Here is a 23836-nt window from a genome sequence, read left to right as displayed (position 1 = left end):
ATTTGTACATTGTTCAACGGAAGCGTTTGCATTAAAATAAAGATAGCTTAAATACAGCAAGGTAAAGGAGAAGCAATGACAACACTTAAATTAGACAAGGTCTATAAAAAATATCCGAATGCTACACAATATTCAGTGGAAGATTTTAATTTAGATGTTAAAGACAAAGAATTCATCGTCTTTGTTGGACCATCAGGCTGTGGGAAGTCAACAACTTTACGCATGATTGCAGGCCTTGAAGATATCACAGAAGGTGAATTTACCATTGATGGTAAACTGATGAATGATGTTGCACCAAAAGATCGTGATATTGCTATGGTTTTCCAAAACTATGCCCTTTATCCTCATATGACTGTTTTTGACAATATGGCTTTTGGACTTAAGCTGCGAAAACATAAAAAAGAGGATATTAAACAACGTGTAGAAAATGCAGCAAAAATTCTTGGGCTGACCGATTTACTCGATCGTAAACCTGCAGATATGTCTGGTGGACAGCGTCAACGTGTGGCTATGGGCCGTGCCATTGTTCGCGATGCTAAGGTTTTCCTTATGGACGAGCCTTTGTCGAACTTGGATGCCAAGCTCCGTGTTTCTATGCGTACAGAAATTGCTAAAATTTACCGTCGTATAGGAGCCACAACTATTTATGTCACACATGACCAGACTGAAGCGATGACCCTTGCAGATCGTATCGTCATTATGAGTTCAACACCGAACGCTGACAAATCAGGGACTGTCGGACGTATCGAGCAGATCGGAACGCCGCAAGAACTTTACAATGAACCAGCGACAAAATTCGTTGCTGGCTTCATCGGTAGCCCAGCGATGAACTTCTTAAATCTCAAGATTGAAGGTAATAAACTCATCGGGAAAGGCATTAGCTTAACACTTCCAGAAGGCCAACACAAGCTTCTTAAAGAAAAAGGTTATTCTTCAAAAGAAGTCATTATGGGGATAAGACCAGAAGATATCTCAGCTTCAATTCTTGCTGAGGAGGCTTATCCTGAAGCACAAATTGAAACTGAAGTCACTGTCTCAGAACTTTTGGGTGCTGAAACAATACTTTATCTTAAGGCAGGAGATACAGAGCTTGTGTCACGTGTAGAAGCAAGGGACTTCCGCCAGCCTGGCGAAAAAATCACTGTTACACTTAACCTTAATAAAGCGCACTTCTTTGATAAAGAGACCGAAATACGTATTACGGAAGGTTAATAGAGTTCTGATAATTTTTTATCCACAAAAGCAGATTCTTATTACGGGTATCTGCTTTTTCTAGCTCTTTTTGTCAAAAGTGTTTGACACTCATCACTCATGGAGCCTATAGTTAAAAGTGCTAAAATAGAAGTAGTCAAAAATTTAAGCGTAAGAGCTCTTGGATTTTCAGGAATATTTCCACAGAAAAAACAAATGACACCGTTTCTTCTGATGAAAAACCAAATAAATGCTTTTACATAAGGACTTTATCATGAAAAAAACTATGGATGGGAATATGGCAGCCGCACATGTTGCGTATGCTTTCTCTGAAATTGCAATGATTTACCCCATTACGCCGAGTTTACCAATGGCTGATTATACAGATGCTTGGTCGATATCGGGCCGCAAAAACATTTGGGGACAACCTGTTAAACTGAGCGAGATGCAATCAGAAGCAGGTGCTGCTGGAGCTTTGCATGGTGCCATAAAAGCGGGCGCTCTAGCAACAACTTTTACCTCATCTCAGGGACTTTTGCTGATGTTGCCCAATATGTACAAGATGGCAGGTGAACTTCTTCCGGGGGTTATTCACGTGGCAGCGCGTGCTGTCGCTACAGGTGCACTAAATATTTCAGGCGATCATTCGGATGTTATGGCAGCGCGATCGACAGGCTTTGCCATGTTAGCAGCATCTAGTGTCCAAGAAGTTATGGACTTGTCAGCTGTATCTCATTTGACAACGCTTGAAGCATCTGTGCCCTTTTTAAATTTCTTTGATGGTTTTCGCACTTCACACGAAATCCAAAAAATTGAGGTTCTAAATTACGAAGACCTAGCACAACTTATTAACCAAGAGAAGTTAAATGCTTTCCGTCAACGTGCGATGAATCCAGATCATCCCACAGTTTCGGGAACCAATCAGAACGCTGATATCTACTTCCAACAGCGTGAAACGGTCAATCCTTATTATGAAGAACTTCCTGCACGTGTGCAAAAATATATGCGTGCAATAAACCATTTACGTGGGACGGACTATGATTTGGTAGATTACTATGGAGCACCAGACGCCGAAGAAGTTATTGTAAGTATGGGATCTGTTGCAGGAACAGTTAAACAAACTGTTGATTACCTGAATCATCAGGGGCGTAAAGTAGGGTTTTTGAATATCCATCTTTACCGTCCATTTCCATCAGAAAATTTTCTTGAAAAATTACCTAAAACTGTAACTTCACTTGCTGTACTTGACCGGACAAAAGAAGCAGGAAGTAATGCTGAGCCTCTTTTACTTGATGTTAAAGATTTGCTATTTGAGCAAAATATTTCTGTTATTGGCGGACGTTACGGCATAGGTGGTAAAGATACGCGACCAGAGCACATCATGGCGGTTTTCGAGCAGCTGAAAAATAAATCTGTGAAGAAAAGTTTTACTATCGGCATAGATGATGATCAGACACATCTTTCCTTACCACTTGCAGGGGACTTGGACCTCACTTCAGCAGATACTTATCAAGCAAAATTCTGGGGCTTTGGTTCAGATGGGACTGTAGGTGCGAATAAAGCTGCTATTAAAATCATCGGTGACCATACGGATAAATATGTTCAAGGCGCCTTTGAGTACGATTCGAAAAAATCGGGTGGCCTGACCGTAAGTCACTTGCGTTTTGGTGACAGTCCTATTCAGTCGGAATATATGATTTCGCATCCTGACTTTGTAGCTTGCCATAATACAACCTATGTGCGTCAATACGATTTAACAAAAGGCTTACGTCCTGGAGGGATTTTCCTCCTCAATACAAGCTGGACAGATGAACAACTTGATCGAAATTTACCTGCTCAGCTTAAAAAGTATATTGCGGAAAAAGCAATTCGTTTCTATACAATTGATGCTGCGAAAATAGCACAATCGACTGGCTTAGGACGTCGCATTAATACCATCATGCAAGTGGCTTTCTTTAAGCTGACCGATATTATGCCATTTGATAAGGTTTATGAGATTCTTAAGGAGGATGCGCAGAAGTATGCCCGTAAATCTCCTAAGATTGTAGAGCAAAACTTACAAGCGATGGATGCAGCTCTGCATCATTTACATGAAGTAAAAGTACCTACCTCATGGGCGGATACAGAAGAAAAAATTATTAAAGCTGCTCCAGCAGATACAGCGCGTAAACGCTATGTCTTTAACTTTTTAGACAAGGTCAATGCTTTTGAAGGTGATCAATTAACTGTTCAGGATGTGGCTACAAATGTAACGGCAGGAAACAGTCCGCTAGGGATATCTGCTTTTGAAAAACGTGGCATAGCTTTGGAAGTTCCTGAATGGAATGGTGCTGCATGTACTCAATGTAATGAATGTTCATTTGTCTGTCCTCATGCTGCCATTCGTCCTTTCCTCGCAGATGAAGATGAATGGAATGTGGCGCCAGAGGGCTTCAGTGTGATGGATTACCGTGGTAAAGACGGCTTGAAGTACCGGATTCAGGTCTCTATCGAGGACTGTACAGGATGCGGCCTTTGCGTGGAAGCTTGTCCGAAAAAAGGTCAAGCACTTAAAATGGTACCCTATGAGAGTCAAAAATCTCAGGCTATCAACTGGGCTTTTGGGATGACACTGAAGCAAAAGGAAAATCCAGCACGCTCTGGTACTGTCGCTGCTACACAGTTTAACCAACCGCTCTTTGAGTTTTCTGGTGCGTGTTCTGGATGTGGTGAAACACCTTATATCAAGCTTCTCACACAGATGTTTGGTGATCGTATGATGATTTCTAATGCTACAGGATGTTCATCTATTTATGGTGGAACACAAGCTGCCCCTTACACTACTAATAATGCAGGTCAAGGACCAGCATGGTCAAATTCACTCTTTGAGGATAATGCTGAATACGGTTATGGTATGTGGTTTGCAAGTCAAACAAGACGACAAAAACTTGCAGCGCAAGTTAAGGTAGCACTACCTGAGATGTCGGATACCTTAGCACAATTAGCTGAAGATTGGGTGGCGCATCTGGAGGATTCTGAAGGCACACGCGCACGCGCCGAAAAGTTCAAAGCTTTGCTCAAAGAAGAAAAAGAAAATTCAGCTCTCCTGCAAGAAATATATAAAGAAAAAGACCAATTTGTAAAACCTACACAATGGATTTTTGGTGGGGATGGTTGGGCCTATGATATTGGATTTGGTGGTTTGGATCACGTTATTGCCAGCGGCGCAGATGTAAATATCCTCGTTATGGATAATGAAGTTTATGCCAATACTGGTGGTCAAGTTTCCAAAGGGACACCAGCAAGTGCGATTGCACAGTTTGCTTCAGGGGGTAAAGTTGCTGCGAAGAAAGATCTTGGCTTTATGGCCATGACTTATGGTAACGTTTATGTGGCACAAATCGCAAGTGGTGCAAACATGATGCAAACAATCAAAGCCTTTGATGAGGCGGAAAAACATAATGGTCCTTCTCTAATTATTGCCTACACACCATGTATAACCCATGGGAACTATGAGGGCATGAGCAAGGTTCTTGATGAAGCAAAAGCCGCAGTAAACAGTGGATATTGGCAACTTTACCGATATAATCCAGCACTTGAAGAAGTAGAAAAAAATCCTCTTACTTTGGATTTTAAACGTCCAGATTTTAGTCAAGTCAGAGAATTATTGGTAAAACAATCTCGTTTTGCCAATCTTATGAAGGTCAATGCGGAGCAAGCAGAGTTGCTTTATGCAAAGGCTGCAGCAGATGCGAAGAAAAAATTCCTACGATATGCACGAATGTCGGGAGATTACGAGAAATTTATTGCCCGTGAAGCAAAGAATTCTAATAAAAATGAAGAAAAACCGGTTCGCGAAAAAAGAGAACGAAAAGAACGCTCGGTAGATCCTGAACGTGAAGCAAGACGAGCAGCACGAAAAGCAGCACGTCAAGCAAAATCATAAAGTCTAAAAGTGGCAATGCTAAAATTGTCACTTTTTCTTTGAATGTAGAAGATAACATAAAGAAAAGGATTTTTGTTATAATGAAAAAGAGTAAGTCAGTGAGGAGGGCAGTATGTGAGTGATTTTAGTCAAATTTTTAATCTTGACTTCTGGCAAAAGATATTAGAACTAAACCAATCGCCTTGGCGTGTGTTCATTTCAATCATTGACATCGCTATAGTCAGTTTTTTTCTTTATTTAGCTATGCGTTTTGTACAAGGTACAAAGTTGGTAAGCCTAGTACGCGGTGTCATTATTTTTGTTCTCATTAGGATAGTTGCTGGTTTGATAGGTTTGACCACGTTGGAGTGGCTACTTAACCAAGTGATTACCTATGGTGCAATTGCTGGTGTTATTATCTTCCAGCCAGAAATACGTAGAGCTTTGGAAGGCTTAGGTCGGACGACCAATAGGTTATCCGGAGGACGCAATCGCTCTATCAATAGCTATATAGATGCATATGAAAAATCTTTTGCCTACATGTCTGAGCGGAAAATTGGAGCACTTATTGCTATTGAGCGAACACAAACACTAAGTGAGTATGCTTCAACAGGGATAAGGTTAGATGCAGATATCTCCAGTGAGTTGATCATCAACATCTTTATTCCTAATACTCCTTTACATGATGGTGCTGTGATTATTCAAGACGATAAAATTGCTGTGACCAGCGCTTATCTTCCCTTAACTGAGAAGACTGGGATATCTAAAGAGTTTGGAACCCGACATCGTGCGGCTATTGGTTTATCAGAAGCTTCAGATGCTTTAGTTCTTGTTGTTTCGGAAGAAACAGGAGGGATATCTATCGCTTATAATGGCGAGTTGTACGCAGATATTTCAAAAGAAGTGTTCCATGAAAAACTTATTGCTATTTTGGGACCAGAACAAACAGGAGGCAAAAAATAATGAAAAATAGTTTTTTCGCTTCAAAACTTTTTACAATCTTAGCTTCCATCTTCTTTGCAGTGATTTTATTCTTTAATGCTAGCTCTGCTGCATTGAGAAATCAAGGAAATTCAACAACTGGAGAGGTTTATACAACAACGATTTCCAATGTACCTATTGAAATCAAGTATAATTCAGATGAATATTTTGCCAGTGGTTATAATAATACTGCAAATGTCTACCTGACGAGTTACAATCGTGTTCAAATTAATACAGAAGAAAACCCTGACTCACGGAACTTCTATCTTGTGGTGGATTTGTCTAATGCAAAAGAAGGAACAGTTACGATGCCTGTGCGTATTCAACAACTTCCTAATGGTATAAACGCACAAATTGAACCGACAACCTTGACTGTTCGTCTAGAAAAGAAAGCCAGTGCTGAATTTAATGTTACGCCGTTGATTGAACAAGCGCAGCTTCCAGATGGTTTCAAAGTTAATGACATCAAGCTAAGTCAAGAAAAAGTCAAGGTGACAGCAGGTGAAACAAGTATCAAACAAATTCATGCCATTCAAGCAGCCTTGCCAAGTGATGCATACTTGAATGATGATTACTCTGGTACAGTTACCTTACATGCAGTTGATGCTGATGGGAAATTACTCCCCGCACAAATCAGTCCAGCGACAGTGCAAATGAAAGTGAGTGTGGAGAAGCCCTCTAAAACAGTCCCAGTTAATGTGAAGAAAACGGGCACGCTTGATCAAAGTCTCTCAGATATGAAGACTACGCTCTCGCAGAAAACAGTAACAATTTCAGGTGAACAGAGTGCTCTCGATAAGATTGACAGTGTTGATGCGACTGTAGACATATCTGACATTAAAGAAAAAGAAACAGTGAATGTCGATATCCAAGCAGATGGGGCAAGTGTAAAACCTAGTCAAGTAGAAGTCACATTGACTCCAGTAAAAAAATAAAAAAATAAATAAGTAAAAAAGAAAAGAGAAGAATAAAATGGGTAAATATTTTGGAACAGATGGTGTTCGCGGAGAAGCTAATGTAGAGTTAACACCAGAAATGGCCTTTAAACTTGGGCGATTTGGTGGCTATGTCCTTAGCCAACACGAAATTGGAACACCAAAAGTATATGTAGCGCGTGACCCACGTATTTCTGGGCAAATGCTTTCAACTAGCCTTATTTCAGGTCTCTTATCAGTAGGGATTGAAGTTTATGACTTGGGTGTTATCGCTACACCAGGTGTTGCTTATTTGGTACGTAAAGAAGACGCTTCTGCGGGTGTCATGATTTCTGCCAGTCACAATCCAGCCTTAGATAACGGAATTAAATTCTTCGGAGCAGATGGTTTTAAACTTGATGATGATAAAGAGTTAGAAATCGAAGCATTGATTGATGCTGAAGAAGATAAATTACCGCGTCCTTCTGCTGAAGGCTTAGGGATTTTACACGATTATAATGAAGCTGTACGTAAATATCAAGCCTTCTTGAAAACAACAGCTGAAGGAGATTTTGAAGGTTACAAAATTGTACTCGATACGGCTAATGGTGCATCATATACATCTGCCCGTGCTGTATTTGCTGATTTAAATGCCGAACTCACAGTCATCGGTGAAAATCCAAATGGCCTTAACATTAATGACGGTGTTGGCTCAACACATCCAGAGAAAACAGCAGACACAGTCGTTGAAACAGGTAGTGACATCGGTTTGGCTTTTGATGGTGATGCAGACCGTCTTATTGCAGTAGATGAAAATGGTAACATCGTAGATGGTGACAAAATTATGTTCATCGTTGGTAAGTATCTCCTCGAACAAGGAAAATTGGCAAAAGATACTGTAGTTACGACTGTTATGTCTAATCTTGGTTTCCACTTGGCGCTGGAAGATGCTGGTATGAACTCGGTTGTAACGGCAGTAGGTGACCGCTACGTCGTTGAAGAAATGCGTAAAAACAACTATAACTTTGGTGGCGAACAGTCAGGTCATATGGTTTTCTTGGACTACAATACAACTGGGGATGGCCAACTTTCAGCGATTCAACTTGTAAAAGTCATGCGTGAAACAGGTAAAAAATTATCAGAATTAGCGGCTGAAGTTACAATTTATCCCCAAAAACTTGTAAATGTTCGTGTAGCAAATAACGCTGCTAAAGAAGGTGCAATGGATATTCCAGCTATTCGTGAAGTTATTACAGCCATGGAAGAAAAAATGAATGGTAAGGGGCGTATTCTCGTACGTCCAAGCGGAACAGAACCACTTCTCCGTGTTATGGCGGAAGCACCAACAGACGAAGAAGTAAATGAAGTAGTTGATACTATTGTAGAAGTAGTCAAAGAAGAGATTGGTGTAAAACTATAAAAGAAAAAGATTCGTAAGGAATCTTTTTTTGGTGCAATATTCACCGCTCAAAACAGGACAGGCGTGATTACTGAATTTCACGCTGTGAGTTGTGCTATAATAAAGCTATGAGATTAAAAGTTAATGAAGAAAAAATGCTCACATTTGCTGAGCGTTTAGGTGGCCTTCTTCAGGCACAAGATATTATTGTTTTGACAGGTGAACTTGGCGCAGGTAAAACAACCTTTGTAAAGGGTTTAGCTTTAGGTTTAGAAATTTCACAGATGATTAAGAGCCCCACTTACACCATTGTGCGGGAATATGACGAAGGAAAGCTACCTTTATATCATATGGATGTTTACCGTGCAGGAGATGATCCTGATAGCTTTGACCTTGACGATTATCTTTTTGGCGAAGGAGTTTCTGTTATTGAATGGGGCGAGTTGCTAGGTGAAAATTTACCTGATGCGTATTTAGAAGTAAAGCTTGATAAATACGCAGAGGGCTTTGCAACAGATGCTGAACGTGTCTTGGAGCTCTTTCCACACGGGCAACGCTATGAAGCATTACTAGGAGAATTATGAGTACAGAGTTACTGATACGCGAAGCAACTCCTGAAGATAGTATAGCACTCATTGCTTTTCTTAATCATGTAGGGAAAGAAAGTCATTTTTTGACTTTAGATGAAGCTGGGATTCTTATGTCTCCCACTCAAATGCAAGATTACTTGGCGCAGATTCTTACGAAAGACAATAATGCTTATTTTCTGGCCTTTGTTGGTCAAGAAATTGCTGGTGTGCTGCATATCACAGCAGATTTTCATTATCGCATACGCCATATTGGGGATATTTTTATTGCTGTGAGTTCACAATTTCAAGGTTATGGTATTGGTTCTTTTCTATTTGAAGATGCTCTTGAATGGATTGAGGAAATGGATGTGATAAAGCGACTTGAATTAACTGTTCAAAAGCGTAATAAAGCAGCAATTCATTTATATAAAAAGTTTGGTTTTGATCTTGAAACAATTCAAAAATACGGTGCACGTGATGAGGATGGACAGCTGATAGATGTGTATCAAATGGTCAAGTTTTTTTAAGCTAAACAAAGCGGTCAAATAGGAAAAAAATGTCTATTTAGTCGCTTTTTTCATTTCTTGTTGTTTATTTGTTGAAATTTGATATAATTTTACTATGAAACTTTGGAAAAAATCGCTGTTGATGATCGTTGGGATCATCGCCTTAACGGCTGGAGCAGCCACTGTCTATGTTTCGACAGTTTTAGATAGCACAACAAAAGCATTCTCGAAAACCTATGCTGAAGTTGGAAGTACAGATGCGGGGAAAATTATTAAGGCAACTGAGCCATTAACAATTTTACTCATGGGTGTCGATACTGGCGGAGCTGGTCGCGGAGGATCAACAAGCTGGGATGGAAATTCAGACTCACAGATTGTGATGACGCTTAATCCCAAAACGAATACAACAACGATGGTATCTCTTGAACGAGATGTTATGTCTAACATTTTGGATGATAAGGGTAATACTATTTCGACACAGAAGATGAACGCCGCTTATCCAATGGGGTATAATGCAGGAGGACTGGAAACAGGTGTGCAATATGCCATGAAGACGATTGGAGAACAAGCTGGAATCAATGTTGATAATTTCCTCATGATTAATTTTGATGGTCTTGTCAACTTGGTTAATGATGTGGGTGGTATTGATATTGACAATACCACTGGACAGACACTTTATATCTCTGATACAGAGCCGGAGTACACTGCGAAAGTTCCACCAGGCAAACAACATATTAATGGTGATCAAGCGCTTGTTTATTCGCGTGATCGTCATCATTTACCTAATGGAGACTACGGCCGTGCAGCGCACCAACGTGAAGTTATTTCAGCAGTAGTGACAAAGCTCTTAGCGTTGAATAACATTACTCAATATCAAAAATTCTTGGATGATATTAGTGAAGACATCAAAACAAATATTCCAATCAACGGTTCAACATTAACTTCTTTACTAGGTTATAAGGATTGTTTTAATAAAATCGTTTCGATTCAATATCAAGGGATTGATTATATGAATCCAGGAGATGGTGGATCTTATCAGCTTTTGTCTACAAATACGACATTAGCAGTTCAAAATGCTTTACGTAACTCACTGAAAAAAGAGACTAGCAATAGTTTGAGTAATAATTTGATCACTTATGAAACATTAACAGGTAATATACCTGACGCTTATTTCATGCCTTCAGCAACAGTGACAGAAAATGGCAAATCAACGGTTTATGGTATTGATGTCAATGGTTCTTTTGTGAATCTTGATAGCAGCAATTCTGCTACCTATGTTGCGACAGATGGTAGTGCAGCGACAAGTGATAAACCAAGCTCATCTGATAAAACGAATTCCTCTGAGGAAAGTCAGACTGGTGCAACCACCCCAGACCCTTACGGGGCTTCAGTAGACGATAGTACAGCATATGGAACTACTGACCCAGGAATGGGAGGTGCTAACGCAGATGATACAACTGCCTATGTTGATCCTTATACAGGACAATAATTGCTTCAATTAGAAAAATATGATAGACTAGACAAGTAGTGAAAAATTCTACTTGTCTATTTTGGTCCGATAGCTCAGCTGGATAGAGCATTCGCCTTCTAAGCGAACGGTCGAGGGTTCGAATCCCCCTCGGATCATGGTGCCAAACCTCGCTCCGCCTTCGTGGCGGGGCATTTTTTATACTCATTTTTGTGTTTTGAGCCAAATTTGTGCCAAATCTATATTGTTTTATTCTATGCAAGATTCCGACAGTAGTAATCTAACTGTCGTACGGTTATTATCAGTACAGTGAGTAAAAATCTCGTGGGCGTTTTTAACACGTTATATAGACACATGGCGTACATTTGTGAAATAGGCTCTAACCTCATCAATGTAAGCTCTAAGACACTAAAGGGCTTTCAAAATAGAGTGAGGATTATGTAGAATGGTGAGGAAACTCTAAATTATGTTAGACAAATATATTCTTGATTTTGCTATAATATAAGCATGACTAGATATATGGCAACGATTGCTTATGATGGCACAAATTTTGCAGGTTTTCAAACTCAAAATAATCAACGGACTGTCCAAGAAGAAATTGAAAAAGTCTTGACAAAGCTAAATTCTCATCAGCCTGTAATATTGCATGGTTCAGGGCGTACTGATTCAGGTGTTCATGCACATGCTCAACGGATTCACTTCGACTTACAAGGGCAGCGAGATGAAGAACGTTTACGTTTTGCTTTGGACACGCAAACCCCATCAGATATTGCCTTTCATGAAGTCACACAAGTTGAAGAGGACTTTCATGTTCGCTTTAACAAGCATGAAAAAATTTATGAATATTTTCTGGAAAATAGTAAAGTTCGAAGCCCCTTTCATCGCCTTTATCGTGCACATTTTCGTTATAAACTTGATGAAGATTTGATGCGACAAGCTCTAGCGGATTTGGTTGGTACGCACGATTTTACTGGCTTTACAGCAGCTGGTGCTACAGTTGAAGATAAGGTCCGAACGATTACTCAAGCTGAAATCGTGAAACTCGACAATGAAAATTATAAATTTATTTTTCGTGGTAACGGTTTTCTTTATAAACAAGTGCGTAATATGATGGGAACTGTTATCAAGATAGGGAATGGGCGGATGCCTGTTTCCCAGATTAAAAAGATTTTAGAAAGTAAAAATCGTGACCTAGCAGGTCCGACTGCTGCCCCAGAAGGGCTCTATCTCAAGGAGGTAATTTATCTTGACTAAAAATATTGTTGCTGTACATGACATTTCTTGCGTGGGTCGTTGTTCCTTAACCGTGGCACTCCCGATTATTAGTGCGTATGGTATTGAGTGTCGATTATTGCCAACAGCGCTTTTATCAACACATACAGGTGGCTTTACAAACTTTACTTATCTTGATCTTACAGATGAAATGCGCAACATTATTCAAGCATGGCAAGAACTAAATCTTCAGATGGATGGAATATACAGTGGCTTTATGGCCTCTGCTGAACAAATTGACGTGCTCAAAGGCTTAATTGATATATATAAAGATGAAAATAATTTGACCATTATTGATCCGGTTATGGCAGACCACGGGGAGCTTTATAGTGTGTTTGACATGCACTTTGTAGAAAAAATGGGTAAGCTTTTGCCTTATGCAGATGTCCTTTTGCCCAATATCACAGAAGCGTGTCTCCTCACAGGAACTCCTTATCAAGAAGGGGTTCAGACAGAGGGCTTCATTGAAATGCTCATTGAAAAATTGCAAGCACGTGGGGCAAAAAATATTGTTCTGACAGGTGTTATGCTTGATGAAAAATACATTGGAGCTGCTGCAGCAAGAAGCACCGGGCAGATCGACTATGTTTTGGCAGAAAAATTGCCAGGGGCTTATCATGGCACTGGAGACATCTTCGGTTCTGTTTTATCTGCAGAATTAACTAATGGTAAAACTTTAACCGCAGCAACACGAGAAGCTGTTGACTTTGTAGTTAAATCAATAAAAAATACACCGAAGTCTGCTGATAAGCGTTACGGCGTAGAATTTGAACAGACGTTAAAAAGTAAAAGAAAGCAGGATCAATGAAGTACTCAACTAAAAAATTAACCCTGTTAGCTCTGTTAGCTGCTTTGACATTTGTCTTGGGTTATTTCACAAAAATACCTATTCCTGGTGGTTATTTTACCTTACTCGATGCGGGTATTTTCACGACAGCGATGCTTCTTGGAAAACGTGAAGGTCTAATTGTTGGTGCACTAGCAGGATTTCTCAATGATTTTATTGCGGGATATGCGGCATACATGTTCTTTACTTTAGTCATTCATGGACTCCAAGGTTATTTAGGTGTCATAACAAAAAGCAAAGTACTTAATTACGTGTTGGCTACTGTGGTTATGGTCGGCGGTTATTTTATAGCAGATATGTTTATTGTTGGAAGTTTGGCCGTGGCAGTACCAGATATGGCAATTAATGCTGTGCAAACCAGTGCTGGCTTTGTCCTTGCTTTACTTCTCACAGAAATTCTTAAGAAATCAGGTGCTCTTCATGGACTTAAAACAAATTAAAGAAGAAACAAAAATAATTATTGAAGACGTTATTGCAAAAACAGAGATAAAAGCTGGACAGATTTTTGTCTTAGGCCTATCTAGTTCCGAAGTCAATGGCGGCACAATTGGCAAAAACTCCTCAGCTGAGATTGGCGAAGTAATTGTTGGAACGATTTACGAAGCACTCAAGGTACGTGGAATTTATTTAGCTGTCCAGGCTTGTGAACACCTTAACCGTGCTTTACTTGTAGAGCAAGAATTGGCGGATAAAAAAGACTTGGAAATTGTTTCTGTTGTGCCACAGCTTCATGCAGGAGGAAGTGGGCAAGTGGCAGCTTATAAGCTGTTTAAGGCACCAGTAGAAGTTGAGCATATCACAGCATATGCTGGCCTTGATATTGGTAACACATCTATTGGCATGCATGTGAAGCATGTCCAAATCCCTGTGCGACCTGTCTTGAAAGAACTTGGCGGAGCGCATGTCACAGCTCTTAAATCGCGTCCTAAGCTTATTGGTGGGGAACGTGCAAGTTATGAGTAAGTAAAAGTCTGGATAAGTGCCTTACTGGAAATTTTGCATATCAGTTGGTAATAAGGACAAAGTGTGAGAAAATGAATTTAACATTAAAGAGGGAGGTGCAGATGACATTTAAAGTCGAAGTAGTTGACCTCAGAGAGAAACCAGTTGCTCGCGAGTTCGACTGATATTCACTAATTTCTAAAAGGAGGATAGGAGTTCTTATCCTCTTTTTTACTCCAGATAAAATCTAGGACCTTGACAAAAAAATCAAAATCATATAGAATAATATTCGGGCACCGCTTTTTGCGGTAAAGTCAGAAGCTCCCTTACAAAAGGGAGCTTATTTTTTTGTTTCGCTACCACCATTTGTGGATAAAACCACTAAATGATGGACGGCAAGCTCTATGGAGCTTTGCCTAAGCGCCTCATTAGGAAAAATAAAAAGCAACTATTTTTCCATCATATTTTCCCAGGCTTAATATAGAAAACAGAGGAGATTTCGCATTGGCAACTAAGTATATTTTCGTCACAGGTGGTGGTACATCATCAATGGGTAAGGGTATTGTTGCAGCGTCTTTGGGACGTTTGCTCAAAAACCGTGGCCTTAAAGTAACTGTACAAAAATTTGACCCATATCTTAATATTGATCCAGGGACAATGAGCCCTTATCAACACGGTGAGGTTTTTGTTACAGACGATGGCGCTGAAACAGACCTTGACCTAGGACACTATGAGCGTTTTATTGATATCAATCTTAATAAATACTCAAATGTAACTTCAGGTAAAGTTTACTCTGAAATTTTACGTAAAGAGCGTAAAGGGGAGTATCTTGGAGCCACAGTTCAAATGGTACCTCACGTTACAGATACATTAAAAGAAAAAATTAAGCGTGCAGCAACAATGACTGATGCAGATGTTATCATCACTGAGGTTGGTGGTACAGTAGGTGATATGGAATCTTTGCCATTCATTGAAGCTTTACGTCAAATGAAGGCAGAAGTGGGTTCAGATAATGTGATGTATATTCACACTGTACCAATTCTTCACTTGCGTGCAGCTGGTGAGTTAAAAACAAAAATTGCACAAAATGCGACAAAAACATTGCGTGAATATGGTATCCAGGCCAATATGTTGGTGCTTCGTACAGAAGTTCCAATCACACGCGAAATGCGCGACAAAGTAGCCATGTATTGTGATGTTGATCCTGAAGCAGTTATCCAGTCTCTTGATGTGGAACATCTCTACCAAATTCCATTAAACTTGCAAGAGCAAAACATGGATCAAATCGTTTGTGATCATTTGAAACTTGACGCCCCTGCAGCTGATATGACCGAATGGGCAGCAATGGTTGACCATGTGATGAACCTTAAGAAAAAAGTCAAAATCGCTTTGGTTGGTAAATACGTAGAGTTACCAGATGCCTATATCTCAGTGACAGAAGCCTTGAAACATGCGGGATATCCAGCAGATAGTGACATTGAATTGGACTGGGTGAATGCAAATGACTTAGACGATAGTAATGCTGCTGCACGTTTGAAAGATGCACATGGTATTATCGTCCCTGGTGGATTTGGTGAACGTGGTTCAGAAGGTAAGATTTCGGCTATCCGTTATGCCCGTGAAAATGATGTGCCAATGTTGGGTATTTGTCTTGGTATGCAAATGACTTGCGTGGAGTTTGCACGCAATGTTTTAGGCATGAAAGGGGCGCATTCTTACGAATTAAACCCAGAAACACCATATCCAATTATCGATATCATGCGTGATCAAGTCGATGTTGAAGACATGGGAGGGACTTTACGCTTAGGTCTTTACCCATCAAAACTTAAAGCAAATACTAAAGCACGTGCGGCTTATAACGATGCGGATGTTGTTCAACGTCGTCACCGCCACCGCTATGAATTTAACAATAAATACCGTGAACAATTTGAAGCGGCGGGCTTCACATTCTCTGGTGTTTCTCCTGACAATCGTTTGGTTGAAATCGTTGAGTTGACAGACAAGAAATTCTTCGTGGCTTGTCAATATCATCCAGAATTACAATCACGTCCAAACCGTCCAGAAGAACTTTATCAAGCCTTTGTTAAAGCTGCAGTGGAAAACATGTAAAAATAAAAATCCCTACTGAAATTGGGGATTTTTATTTTTACTTTTTAATATTTTTTCCTATCACAATTTGATATACTTGTTGCAATACTGAGAGGAGAAACAATGTCAGAATATCAACGTATGATTTCAGGGCAACTTTACAGTGCATCCAAGATTGAAAAAGAGTATGATCCACAACCAGGAAGAGTACTTGCCCAAAAGATAAATCAAACCAGCCTAATGGATCAAAAAGAAATTATTGCTTTAGAGAAACAATTGTTTGGGAGTACAGGAAAATCTATTTATGTGAATCCGCCACTTCAAGTCGATTATGGTTTTAACACACACATTGGTGAAAATTTTTATGCCAATGTGGATTGTACCTTTTTGGATGTTGCGCCCATCACTATTGGAGACGATGTAATGTTTGGACCTCGCGTAAGCCTGATTACACCATTGCATCCTATCGATGCAGCTGTTCGGGTTCGAGGGCTTGAATATGCAAAACCAATCACTATTGGCGATCGTGTATGGCTCGGTGCAGGTGTTATTGTGAATCCAGGTGTTAGTATTGGCGAAGGAACGATTGTAGGGTCAGGAGCAGTAGTTACTAAAGATCTGCCCGCACATGTCATCGCTGTGGGAAATCCGGCACGTATTTTAAGAGAAATTAGTGAGACAGATCAAGAGTATTGGGAGCTACAAGAAAAGGATTATTATGACACAAAAAAAGCAGATTAAAAACCTGCTTTTTTTGATCGGTCTTTGAAAGAGAGATTAATGCTTTGGTTCCACAACTCCGACTTTACTAATGAGTAAAACAAAAAGTCCGAATACCAGTGAGACAACCAAAGTGCTAAACGGCTTGTCAGCTACCCCAGCGAGTGCGGTCATGATGTAACCTACAACTTCGCCGATAACGGCTGACCAGAAAAGAGTTACAAGTACTTTCATAATAATTCTTCTTTCGATTTTTCTTCAAAATAAAGTATAATACTATTAGAGCTAAAATTCAAGAATTATGCGAAAAAAGTATAAAAACAAGGGAGAAAGGGGTCATATGTTTGCACAACTCAACACCAAAACAGAGTACAGTTTTTTAGACAGTGTTGTCCGAGTGGATGATTATCTGAATATGGCAGAAAAAATGGGCTATAAACAACTCGGCATTTGCGATGTTGGAAATCTACATGGTGCTTATCGCTTTGCTATTAAAGCGCAAAAGAAAAACATACAGCCCATTATTGGAATTGAGCTTGTTTTTGAGCTAGAAACCTTACCTGTTTCCTTTAGTTTTATTGCAAAAAATACTGAGGGTTATAAAAACCTTTTAAAAATATCCTCCAGCTATAATTACGGACGCCACCGTTTTTCTGATATTGAGAGCTTTTTAAAAGATGTGGCTTTGGTGGTACCCGAGTCTTATGCAAATCTCTCTGCCCTTTCACAGATTCAGGCAGAAGTATATGTGGGAGTCTTGCCTACTAGCACCGAGCAAATATCACTTCAGTTTCCCCCCCTTCCATTCAACCCTGTACGCTACTTGTCACAGGCCGATAATGAAAGCCTTGAAGTTCTGCATGCGATACGTGACTTAATACCTTACAATCAAGAGTTGACGTTATCAAATGCTGAACTTTTACAGAGGCCAGAAGTCTATGAAAAATTATATGCTAAGAATTATCCTCAAGCTTTAGATAATCTTGAAAATTTAGTGGAAAATATTTCATATGACTTTAGTGAAAAGTTAGGATTACCTCAGTTTGATAAACAAAGAGATGCTGCGGAACTCTTACGCGAAAGAGCAGAAGCCCATCTGCCTATAGGAGAAGTTTATCGCACACGTCTTGAACATGAACTTTCGGTCATTCATCAGATGGGTTTTGATGATTATTTCCTTATCGTTGCGGACTTATTACGCTATGCAAGTGAAAATGCTATCTACTGTGGGATGGGGCGCGGCTCTGCTGCTGGTTCATTAGTAGCTTACACATTGGGGATTACTCATGTTGATCCTGTGGCAAATAATCTCTTCTTTGAGCGTTTCCTAAATCCAGAGCGTGTCGCGATGCCCGATATCGATATTGACATGCCCGATACCAAACGTTCCGAGTTACTTGCTTATATGAAGCGACGATATGGAAGTGACCACGTGGCACAGATTGTAACTTTCTCGACCTTGGGTAAACGTCAAGCTTTACGTGATGTAGGAAAAGCTTTTGGAATGAATGAGGCTGAGCTCTCTTCTCTTACACGGATGCTTGGACAACGTTTTGGTTCCCTTCGTGATGAATACGAGGAAAACCCTAGGCTTAAGGCTGAAGTTTTGCGCGATAGCCGTTTGCAAAAAGTATATGAGATTGCTACTCGGATTGAGGGATTACCCCGTCAAACCTCAACACATGCTTCAGGCGTAGTGTTAAGCCAAGAATCTTTGGTCAATTACGTCCCTCTAAAACCATCCGATGATTTGGCACTCACACAGTATGAGGCACTGGATGTCGAAGCAATCGGGCTTTTAAAAATCGACTTTTTGGGTTTACGTAATTTAACGATAATTGAGCGTTTGTGCGAATTAGTACAACAACGTAAAAACGTGCGTATTGATCCCTTGCACATTGATTTAGAAGATGAAAAAACATTAGCACTTTTTCGCGCTGGAAATACTCTAGGTATTTTTCAATTTGAAAATCCACAGATGAGACGTTTCTTGCGTAATCTAGCCCCAACAAAGTTTGAGGATATTGTTGATGCGACATCTATTTTTCGTCCAGGCCCTTCACAGTTTATTCCACAATTTGTTGCTCGACGTCACGGACAGGAAAAAGTAGAAGTCGTTGACGAGACTCTGACAGAAATATTAGCCCCGACTTATGGCATTATGATTTATCAGGAACAAATCATGCAAGTTGCACAACGCTTTGCTGGCTTCTCTTTGGGTAAGGCTGACTTGCTCCGCCGTGCAATCTCAAAGAAGAAAGGAAAAGAATTTGAAGAGCTCCAAGCTGAATTTTTAGCAGGTAGTCTGAAGCTTGGGCATACTGAAGCACAAGCTATGGAGATATACCGTCTGATTGAACGTTTTGCTAACTATGGTTTTAACCGTTCCCATGCCTATGCTTATGCTGCTTTAGCTTTTCAAATTGCCTACTTCAAGGCGAATTATCCCGATGAATTTTATGAGGTCCAACTGCGAGATCGCAAAAGAGAGAGTATGATTCAAGACGCTTTGGATAATGATTTCCAAATGGAGCAACCTTTCATTAATCGGATGCCCTATCATGACAGAGTAGAAAATGGAAAAATTGCCTTAGGCTTAGCAAATGTACGGACCATTCCACGAGATATGGCATTCTGGATTGTTGAACATAGACCCTTTAATGATTTAGCCAATCTTGTAAAAAGTTTACCGCAAAATTTCCAGAAAGAAGATTATTTACTTCCTCTTGTGCAAATTGGAGCCTTTGATGAGCAAGATAGGAACAGAGGGAAGCTTGCCCAGAACTTACCGACTTTGATTGATTATAACCAAAATATCCAACTGGATCTTTTTCGAGATTCTGCCTTAAAATTCTCTTTTCAAGATGCAGAGGATTATCTACAATCAGAGAAATATGAGTTTGAAAAGCAATTTTTAGGCGTTGGGATTACGCCTCATCCTTTGCAATCTTTAGCGCTTAAACTGAAAACAAATTTTACAGCACTGACCGAGTTGCAAAAAAATAAGCGAGCGACTGTACTAGTCGAACTGCTTGCCGTGCGTACCCACCGTACAAAGACTGGGGAGACAATGGCTTTCCTATCGACAACTGACAGTAAGGAAAATTTTGATATTACTCTTTTTCCAGAAAATTATCGGCGGTTTATGGCAAATCTTGAAAAAGGAAAATTTTATTTAGTCTCTGGGAAAGTTTCTGAAAGAAATGATGCTTTGCAAATGCTTGCTGATCGTGTTATTGAAGTAGAAGACACACAGCGTAAACTGTGGCTAAATCTTGAAGATGCAAGTCATAATTCACGCGTTTCTCAAATTTTACGTGAATTTCCTGGGGGGATACAAGTTATTCTGCATTTTGCTGATACAAAAAAAACCACACAGACTCAGGTCTATGTGGAAGAAAATGATTTACTTTTGAATAAGTTGAAAACCTATGTCTTAAACGCTGTTTATAAATAGCGTTTTTCTTATGAGCCAACATAACCATAGATGGAGAACCACATCAGCATTGCGGCACCCAGAACAAAAAGATGCCAAACCACGTGAGCGAAGGGGAATTTGTAACGATAAATAATAGCGCCGACAGAGTAGATCACCCCTCCTCCAACTAAAAACCAGAAGCCATAGGCAGGAAGAAGTTGCCAGAGAGGGTAAATAGCAAAAAGAATAACCCATCCCATAACGATATAAAGAACAGTTGAGCCACGAGGTACTGTGTTCCATCGTGGAAGATAGATAGCTGTAACGACGATTCCTAAGATTGCACAGAGCCAAACAAGTGCTAACATCCCCCAGCCTAACCAATTTCCTAAAGTAACGAGGCAGTAAGGTGTATAAGTCCCAGCGATGAGTAAAAAGATACCGCTATGATCAAAAACTTGAAAAACTTTTTGGGCGCGTGTAAAGTGAAGACTATGTGCCAAAGTTGAAAAGAGAAAAAGCAGTACAAGAGAGGCACCATAGATTGAAAAGGCAACAATCTGTATCGGTAAGTGATTGGCTACTCCCTTAAGGATGAGTAAAACAAGTCCTGTAATAGCAAGACCAGTTCCTATCCCGTGTGTGATGGCATTAAAGACCTGGTCGACAATTTGATAAGCACGAGAAGCTGGCTTTTCCATTGATCTCCTTCTTTCCACAATAATTTCGCTTTCCAAAATCAAAATATTTATAAATTTGAAAAAGAGCATTAGCGAAATTGCAGTTCATTTGGTATAATATTAATATATATTAACATAGATTGTTTAGAAAAGAAATCGAAGTCTTTTTATTTTGATTTGGAGAAAATATGACAATTAAAATTGTGACAGATTCATCAATAACGATTGAACCAGAATTAGTAGAAGAACTTGATATTACTGTAGTTCCATTATCGGTAACTATTGACGGTACAACTTACCTTGATTCAGACTTACCCTTGGACTCATTTATGGAAAAAATGAAGGCTTCAAAGGCGTTGCCTAAAACAAGCCAACCTCCTGTAGGGGTCTTTGCAGAAAAATATGAAGAAATTGCCAGCGAAGAAGATGCGATTATTTCCATCCATATCACTGAAAGTTTAAGCGGTACAGTACAAGCAGCGCGTCAAGGAGCAATGCTTTCTGGTCGTGATGTAACAGTTCTTGATAGTGATTTCACGGACCAAGGTTTAAAATTCCAAGTAGTGGAAGCTGCACGATTAGCTAAAGAAGGTCTCGGAAAAGAAGAAATCTTAGAGAGAATAAATCATGTACGTGAAAATACAGAACTTTTTATTGGGATTTCGACGCTAGAAAACCTGGTTAAAGGAGGACGTATCAGTCGTACAACAGGGATCGTAGGAAGTCTTTTGCATGTACGTATCGTGATGGAGCTTAAAAACCGTGAGTTGGGGGTAATGACACGAGGACGTGGAAATAAGACCTTTACAAAATGGTTAGATGAAACAGTAGAACATATCGCAAGCTCTGGGCGTAAGATTCGTGAGATTGGTATTTCACATGTAGAGGGTCTTGATTTTTCTAATAAAGCGAAGGAAGCTTTGCAAAAATTTGTAGAAAAACCTATTTCTATCTTAGATACGAACTCTACCATTGCTACTCATACAGGACCGGGTGCTTGGGCTGTTATGATTGATTATGAATAAAAAACTGAAAATTATTCTTGAACTTGCTGGCTTTTTGCTAGCAAGTTTACTTGTATTCTGTTTGCTTTCTTTGCTGAGTGCTCCAGCTGGCAACCGTTTAAAAGAAGAAGTACAGAATCAAAATAATACCTTGAATTACGTGGCGTTGGGAGACTCATTAACAGAAGGTATTGGTGATGCAACAGGCCAGGGTGGTTTCGTCCCTCTTTTAGCAAAAGAGGTAGAAAACCAAACCACAGAAAAAGTAGAGTTACAAAACTTTGGTCATGCGGGTGATACCAGTACACAAATCTACGATAAAATACAGAGCCGAGATATTCAAGCAGCTATAAAAGATGCGGATTTTATCACTTTAACTGTTGGTGGCAATGACGTCATGAAAGTCATCCGAGATAATGCTGCTCATCTTTCAAAACTTAAAGAAAAAGATTTTGAGCAACCTGCGCGCAATTATCAAACGGAACTGAAAAAAATATTTGATACTATTCGGCTAAATAATCCTAAGGCTCATGTCTATGTTTTAGGTATTTATAATCCTTTCTATATGAATTTTCCTAATATAACGGCCTTGCAAACAATCATTAATAATTGGAATATCGCGACGGAAGAAACTGTAAAAGAAGAGAAAAGTACAAGCTTTATTGCCATTAATGATTTGCTTTACAAAGGAATTGGAGGGGAGAAAGGTATTTCTGAAAATCAATCCCAAATCAATGACCTCCTTTATACAGCAGATAGTTTCCACCCCAACAACATTGGCTATCAAATCATGGCTGATGCAGTGTTCAAAGAATATCAGGTGATCAATGAAAAATAAAAAAACAATCTGGAAATGGCTCTTTCTTGCCCTATTAGCAATTAATCTAGGAACTTTTGCTTTCATTTCGAGTCGCGTATTTAATGTACGAGATCAACAATCTTTAGGACAAGGAAGTAAGCCTACAGAGACGACAGAAGTTGCCAAAATAACGACGGATCGTAACCAGTTAAACCAGCTTATTAATACTTATTTACAAGATTTTCAGACATCAGAGATGAGCTACAAATTCTATTTATCGAACAGTCAAGCTGTATTAGAAGCCTCGTACCAACTTTTTGGTCAAAAAATTCCGCTCTATATCTATTTCGAACCTCTGGCTTTAAATGATGGTTCTGTTGCGCTTCAAGTGAAGAACGTCTCGGCAGGGACATTGAACTTACCTACAAGCGCTGTTCTCGCTTATGTGAAGTCAAGTATTAAACTTCCAAACTTTGTCGAAGTTTTGCCGACGAAGGACCAAGTCATATTACATTTACCACAACTTGCCTTAGCAGATAACTTATACTTAAAAGCAAATCAGCTAGATTTAGTCAGTGGAAACTTTACTTTTAATTTGATGATTCAACCTTAAAATCAGCTAAAAACCGCAGAAAAACGCTGTTTAGGCTTGCAAAGGGACACAACATTTGATAAAATGAAAAGTGCCTAATAAGAACAGGTAAAACAAAATATGGAGGACATTTTTAAAATGGCTAACAAACAAGATCTTATTGCTGAAGTTGCAGCAAAAGCTGGATTGACTAAAAAAGATGCTGAAAAAGCAGTTAACGCTTTCGGTGAATCAGTAACTGAATTCCTCGCAAAAGGAGAAAAAGTTCAACTTATCGGTTTCGGTACTTTCGAAACTCGTGAACGTGCAGCTCGCGAAGGACGCAACCCACAAACTGGTGCAGCTATCCAAATCGCAGCAACTACAGTTCCTGCATTTAAAGCTGGTAAAGCTTTGAAAGACGCTGTTAAATAATCTAGCGTAGAAATACTGATACCGTGGTTAACCATGGTATTTTTTTATTGTTGATGTTATTCTAAAAGTTTTCCATCCCGTATCGATATTTATAGGAAAACTAAATGATGGTAAACAGTTGTGCTCCT

General features: G+C 39.6%; 21 protein-coding genes and 1 tRNA gene. 20 read left to right on the top strand and 2 right to left on the bottom strand.

From position 1 onward, the window contains the following. Positions 1 to 75: 75 nt before the first annotated feature. The 15 genes from VNN39_RS01980 (at position 76) to VNN39_RS01910 (ending at position 16822) form a co-directional block, all read left to right on the top strand. Complete coding sequence (locus VNN39_RS01980) at positions 76 to 1212, top strand: sn-glycerol-3-phosphate ABC transporter ATP-binding protein UgpC (RefSeq protein WP_339007185.1); 1137 nt, start codon at positions 76 to 78, stop codon at positions 1210 to 1212. Between the two features lie 253 nt (positions 1213 to 1465). Then, positions 1466 to 5116, top strand: coding sequence for a pyruvate:ferredoxin (flavodoxin) oxidoreductase (gene nifJ / locus VNN39_RS01975; RefSeq protein WP_339007183.1), 3651 nt, complete (start codon positions 1466 to 1468; stop codon positions 5114 to 5116). Between the two features lie 114 nt (positions 5117 to 5230). Beyond that, a complete protein-coding gene (cdaA, locus tag VNN39_RS01970) occupies positions 5231 to 6058 on the top strand; it encodes a diadenylate cyclase CdaA (RefSeq protein WP_096368690.1) in 828 nt (275 codons plus the stop codon). Further along, entirely contained in the window at positions 6058 to 7011 is a 954-nt protein-coding gene (locus VNN39_RS01965; protein WP_017369414.1) for a CdaR family protein, read from the top strand. The genes cdaA and VNN39_RS01965 overlap by 1 nt, the downstream gene beginning before the upstream one ends. Before the next feature lie 37 nt (positions 7012 to 7048). Further along, on the top strand, positions 7049 to 8410 hold the full coding sequence (glmM, locus tag VNN39_RS01960; protein ID WP_017369413.1) for a phosphoglucosamine mutase: 1362 nt from the start codon (positions 7049 to 7051) through the stop codon (positions 8408 to 8410). A gap of 107 nt (positions 8411 to 8517) precedes the next feature. Next, positions 8518 to 8973 carry a tRNA (adenosine(37)-N6)-threonylcarbamoyltransferase complex ATPase subunit type 1 TsaE gene (gene tsaE / locus VNN39_RS01955; protein ID WP_096369373.1) on the top strand — a complete coding sequence of 152 codons (456 nt, stop codon included), beginning with the start codon at positions 8518 to 8520 and terminating at the stop codon, positions 8971 to 8973. Then, positions 8970 to 9485 (top strand): GNAT family N-acetyltransferase, encoded by a 516-nt coding sequence (locus tag VNN39_RS01950; protein WP_338997773.1) that lies wholly within the window; start codon positions 8970 to 8972, stop codon positions 9483 to 9485. The genes tsaE and VNN39_RS01950 overlap by 4 nt, the downstream gene beginning before the upstream one ends. A 94-nt stretch (positions 9486 to 9579) precedes the next feature. Then, on the top strand, positions 9580 to 10953 hold the full coding sequence (locus VNN39_RS01945) for an LCP family protein (RefSeq protein ID WP_096368688.1): 1374 nt from the start codon (positions 9580 to 9582) through the stop codon (positions 10951 to 10953). A 63-nt stretch (positions 10954 to 11016) separates the two neighbouring features. Further along, positions 11017 to 11090: transfer RNA gene (locus tag VNN39_RS01940), tRNA-Arg, on the top strand. A 349-nt stretch (positions 11091 to 11439) separates the two neighbouring features. Beyond that, on the top strand, positions 11440 to 12186 hold the full coding sequence (truA, locus tag VNN39_RS01935; protein WP_017369409.1) for a tRNA pseudouridine(38-40) synthase TruA: 747 nt from the start codon (positions 11440 to 11442) through the stop codon (positions 12184 to 12186). Further along, positions 12179 to 13012: a pyridoxamine kinase gene (locus tag VNN39_RS01930; RefSeq protein WP_338997772.1), complete on the top strand. Its 834-nt coding sequence runs from the start codon at positions 12179 to 12181 to the stop codon at positions 13010 to 13012. Before truA ends, VNN39_RS01930 begins: the two co-directional genes overlap by 8 nt. Beyond that, the gene (locus VNN39_RS01925) at positions 13009 to 13491 is read left to right on the top strand and encodes an ECF transporter S component (RefSeq protein ID WP_165711861.1); all 483 of its coding nucleotides are present in this window, start codon (positions 13009 to 13011) and stop codon (positions 13489 to 13491) included. Before VNN39_RS01930 ends, VNN39_RS01925 begins: the two co-directional genes overlap by 4 nt. Beyond that, the gene (locus VNN39_RS01920; RefSeq protein ID WP_338997771.1) at positions 13472 to 14014 is read left to right on the top strand and encodes a TIGR01440 family protein; all 543 of its coding nucleotides are present in this window, start codon (positions 13472 to 13474) and stop codon (positions 14012 to 14014) included. Before VNN39_RS01925 ends, VNN39_RS01920 begins: the two co-directional genes overlap by 20 nt. A 483-nt stretch (positions 14015 to 14497) precedes the next feature. Beyond that, a complete protein-coding gene (locus tag VNN39_RS01915) occupies positions 14498 to 16102 on the top strand; it encodes a CTP synthase (protein WP_017369405.1) in 1605 nt (534 codons plus the stop codon). A gap of 102 nt (positions 16103 to 16204) precedes the next feature. Beyond that, the gene (locus VNN39_RS01910; protein ID WP_213495666.1) at positions 16205 to 16822 is read left to right on the top strand and encodes a sugar O-acetyltransferase; all 618 of its coding nucleotides are present in this window, start codon (positions 16205 to 16207) and stop codon (positions 16820 to 16822) included. A 36-nt stretch (positions 16823 to 16858) separates the two neighbouring features. On the opposite strand, the gene VNN39_RS01905 is transcribed toward VNN39_RS01910, so the two are convergent. Further along, the gene (locus VNN39_RS01905) at positions 16859 to 17035 is read right to left on the bottom strand and encodes a DUF2929 family protein (RefSeq protein ID WP_017369403.1); all 177 of its coding nucleotides are present in this window, start codon (positions 17033 to 17035) and stop codon (positions 16859 to 16861) included. Between the two features lie 106 nt (positions 17036 to 17141). Here VNN39_RS01905 and VNN39_RS01900 point away from each other — a divergent pair, with 106 nt between their 5' ends. After that, the gene (locus tag VNN39_RS01900) at positions 17142 to 20258 is read left to right on the top strand and encodes a DNA polymerase III subunit alpha (RefSeq protein ID WP_338997769.1); all 3117 of its coding nucleotides are present in this window, start codon (positions 17142 to 17144) and stop codon (positions 20256 to 20258) included. Between the two features lie 8 nt (positions 20259 to 20266). Here the strand turns inward: VNN39_RS01900 and trhA are convergent, their stop codons facing one another. Then, positions 20267 to 20920 carry a PAQR family membrane homeostasis protein TrhA gene (trhA, locus tag VNN39_RS01895; protein ID WP_338997768.1) on the bottom strand — a complete coding sequence of 218 codons (654 nt, stop codon included), beginning with the start codon at positions 20918 to 20920 and terminating at the stop codon, positions 20267 to 20269. A gap of 167 nt (positions 20921 to 21087) precedes the next feature. Between trhA and VNN39_RS01890 the strand changes: the two genes are divergently transcribed. The 4 genes from VNN39_RS01890 to VNN39_RS01875 all read left to right on the top strand — a co-directional run bounded on the left by VNN39_RS01890 (position 21088) and on the right by VNN39_RS01875 (position 23708). After that, positions 21088 to 21924: a DegV family protein gene (locus VNN39_RS01890; protein ID WP_003133969.1), complete on the top strand. Its 837-nt coding sequence runs from the start codon at positions 21088 to 21090 to the stop codon at positions 21922 to 21924. Then, positions 21917 to 22741 (top strand): SGNH/GDSL hydrolase family protein, encoded by an 825-nt coding sequence (locus VNN39_RS01885; protein WP_308003517.1) that lies wholly within the window; start codon positions 21917 to 21919, stop codon positions 22739 to 22741. The genes VNN39_RS01890 and VNN39_RS01885 overlap by 8 nt, the downstream gene beginning before the upstream one ends. Further along, positions 22731 to 23315, top strand: a complete 585-nt coding sequence (locus VNN39_RS01880) for a YpmS family protein (protein WP_096368679.1) — start codon at positions 22731 to 22733, stop codon at positions 23313 to 23315. The genes VNN39_RS01885 and VNN39_RS01880 overlap by 11 nt, the downstream gene beginning before the upstream one ends. Positions 23316 to 23432: 117 nt before the next feature. After that, positions 23433 to 23708 carry an HU family DNA-binding protein gene (locus VNN39_RS01875; RefSeq protein WP_003133973.1) on the top strand — a complete coding sequence of 92 codons (276 nt, stop codon included), beginning with the start codon at positions 23433 to 23435 and terminating at the stop codon, positions 23706 to 23708. The last annotated feature ends 128 nt before the right edge of the window (positions 23709 to 23836 follow it).

The sequence above is a fragment of the Lactococcus formosensis genome (assembly GCF_037892375.1).
GTDB lineage: Bacteria > Bacillota > Bacilli > Lactobacillales > Streptococcaceae > Lactococcus > Lactococcus formosensis.
This window is presented reverse-complemented; position numbering and strand designations above follow the sequence as displayed.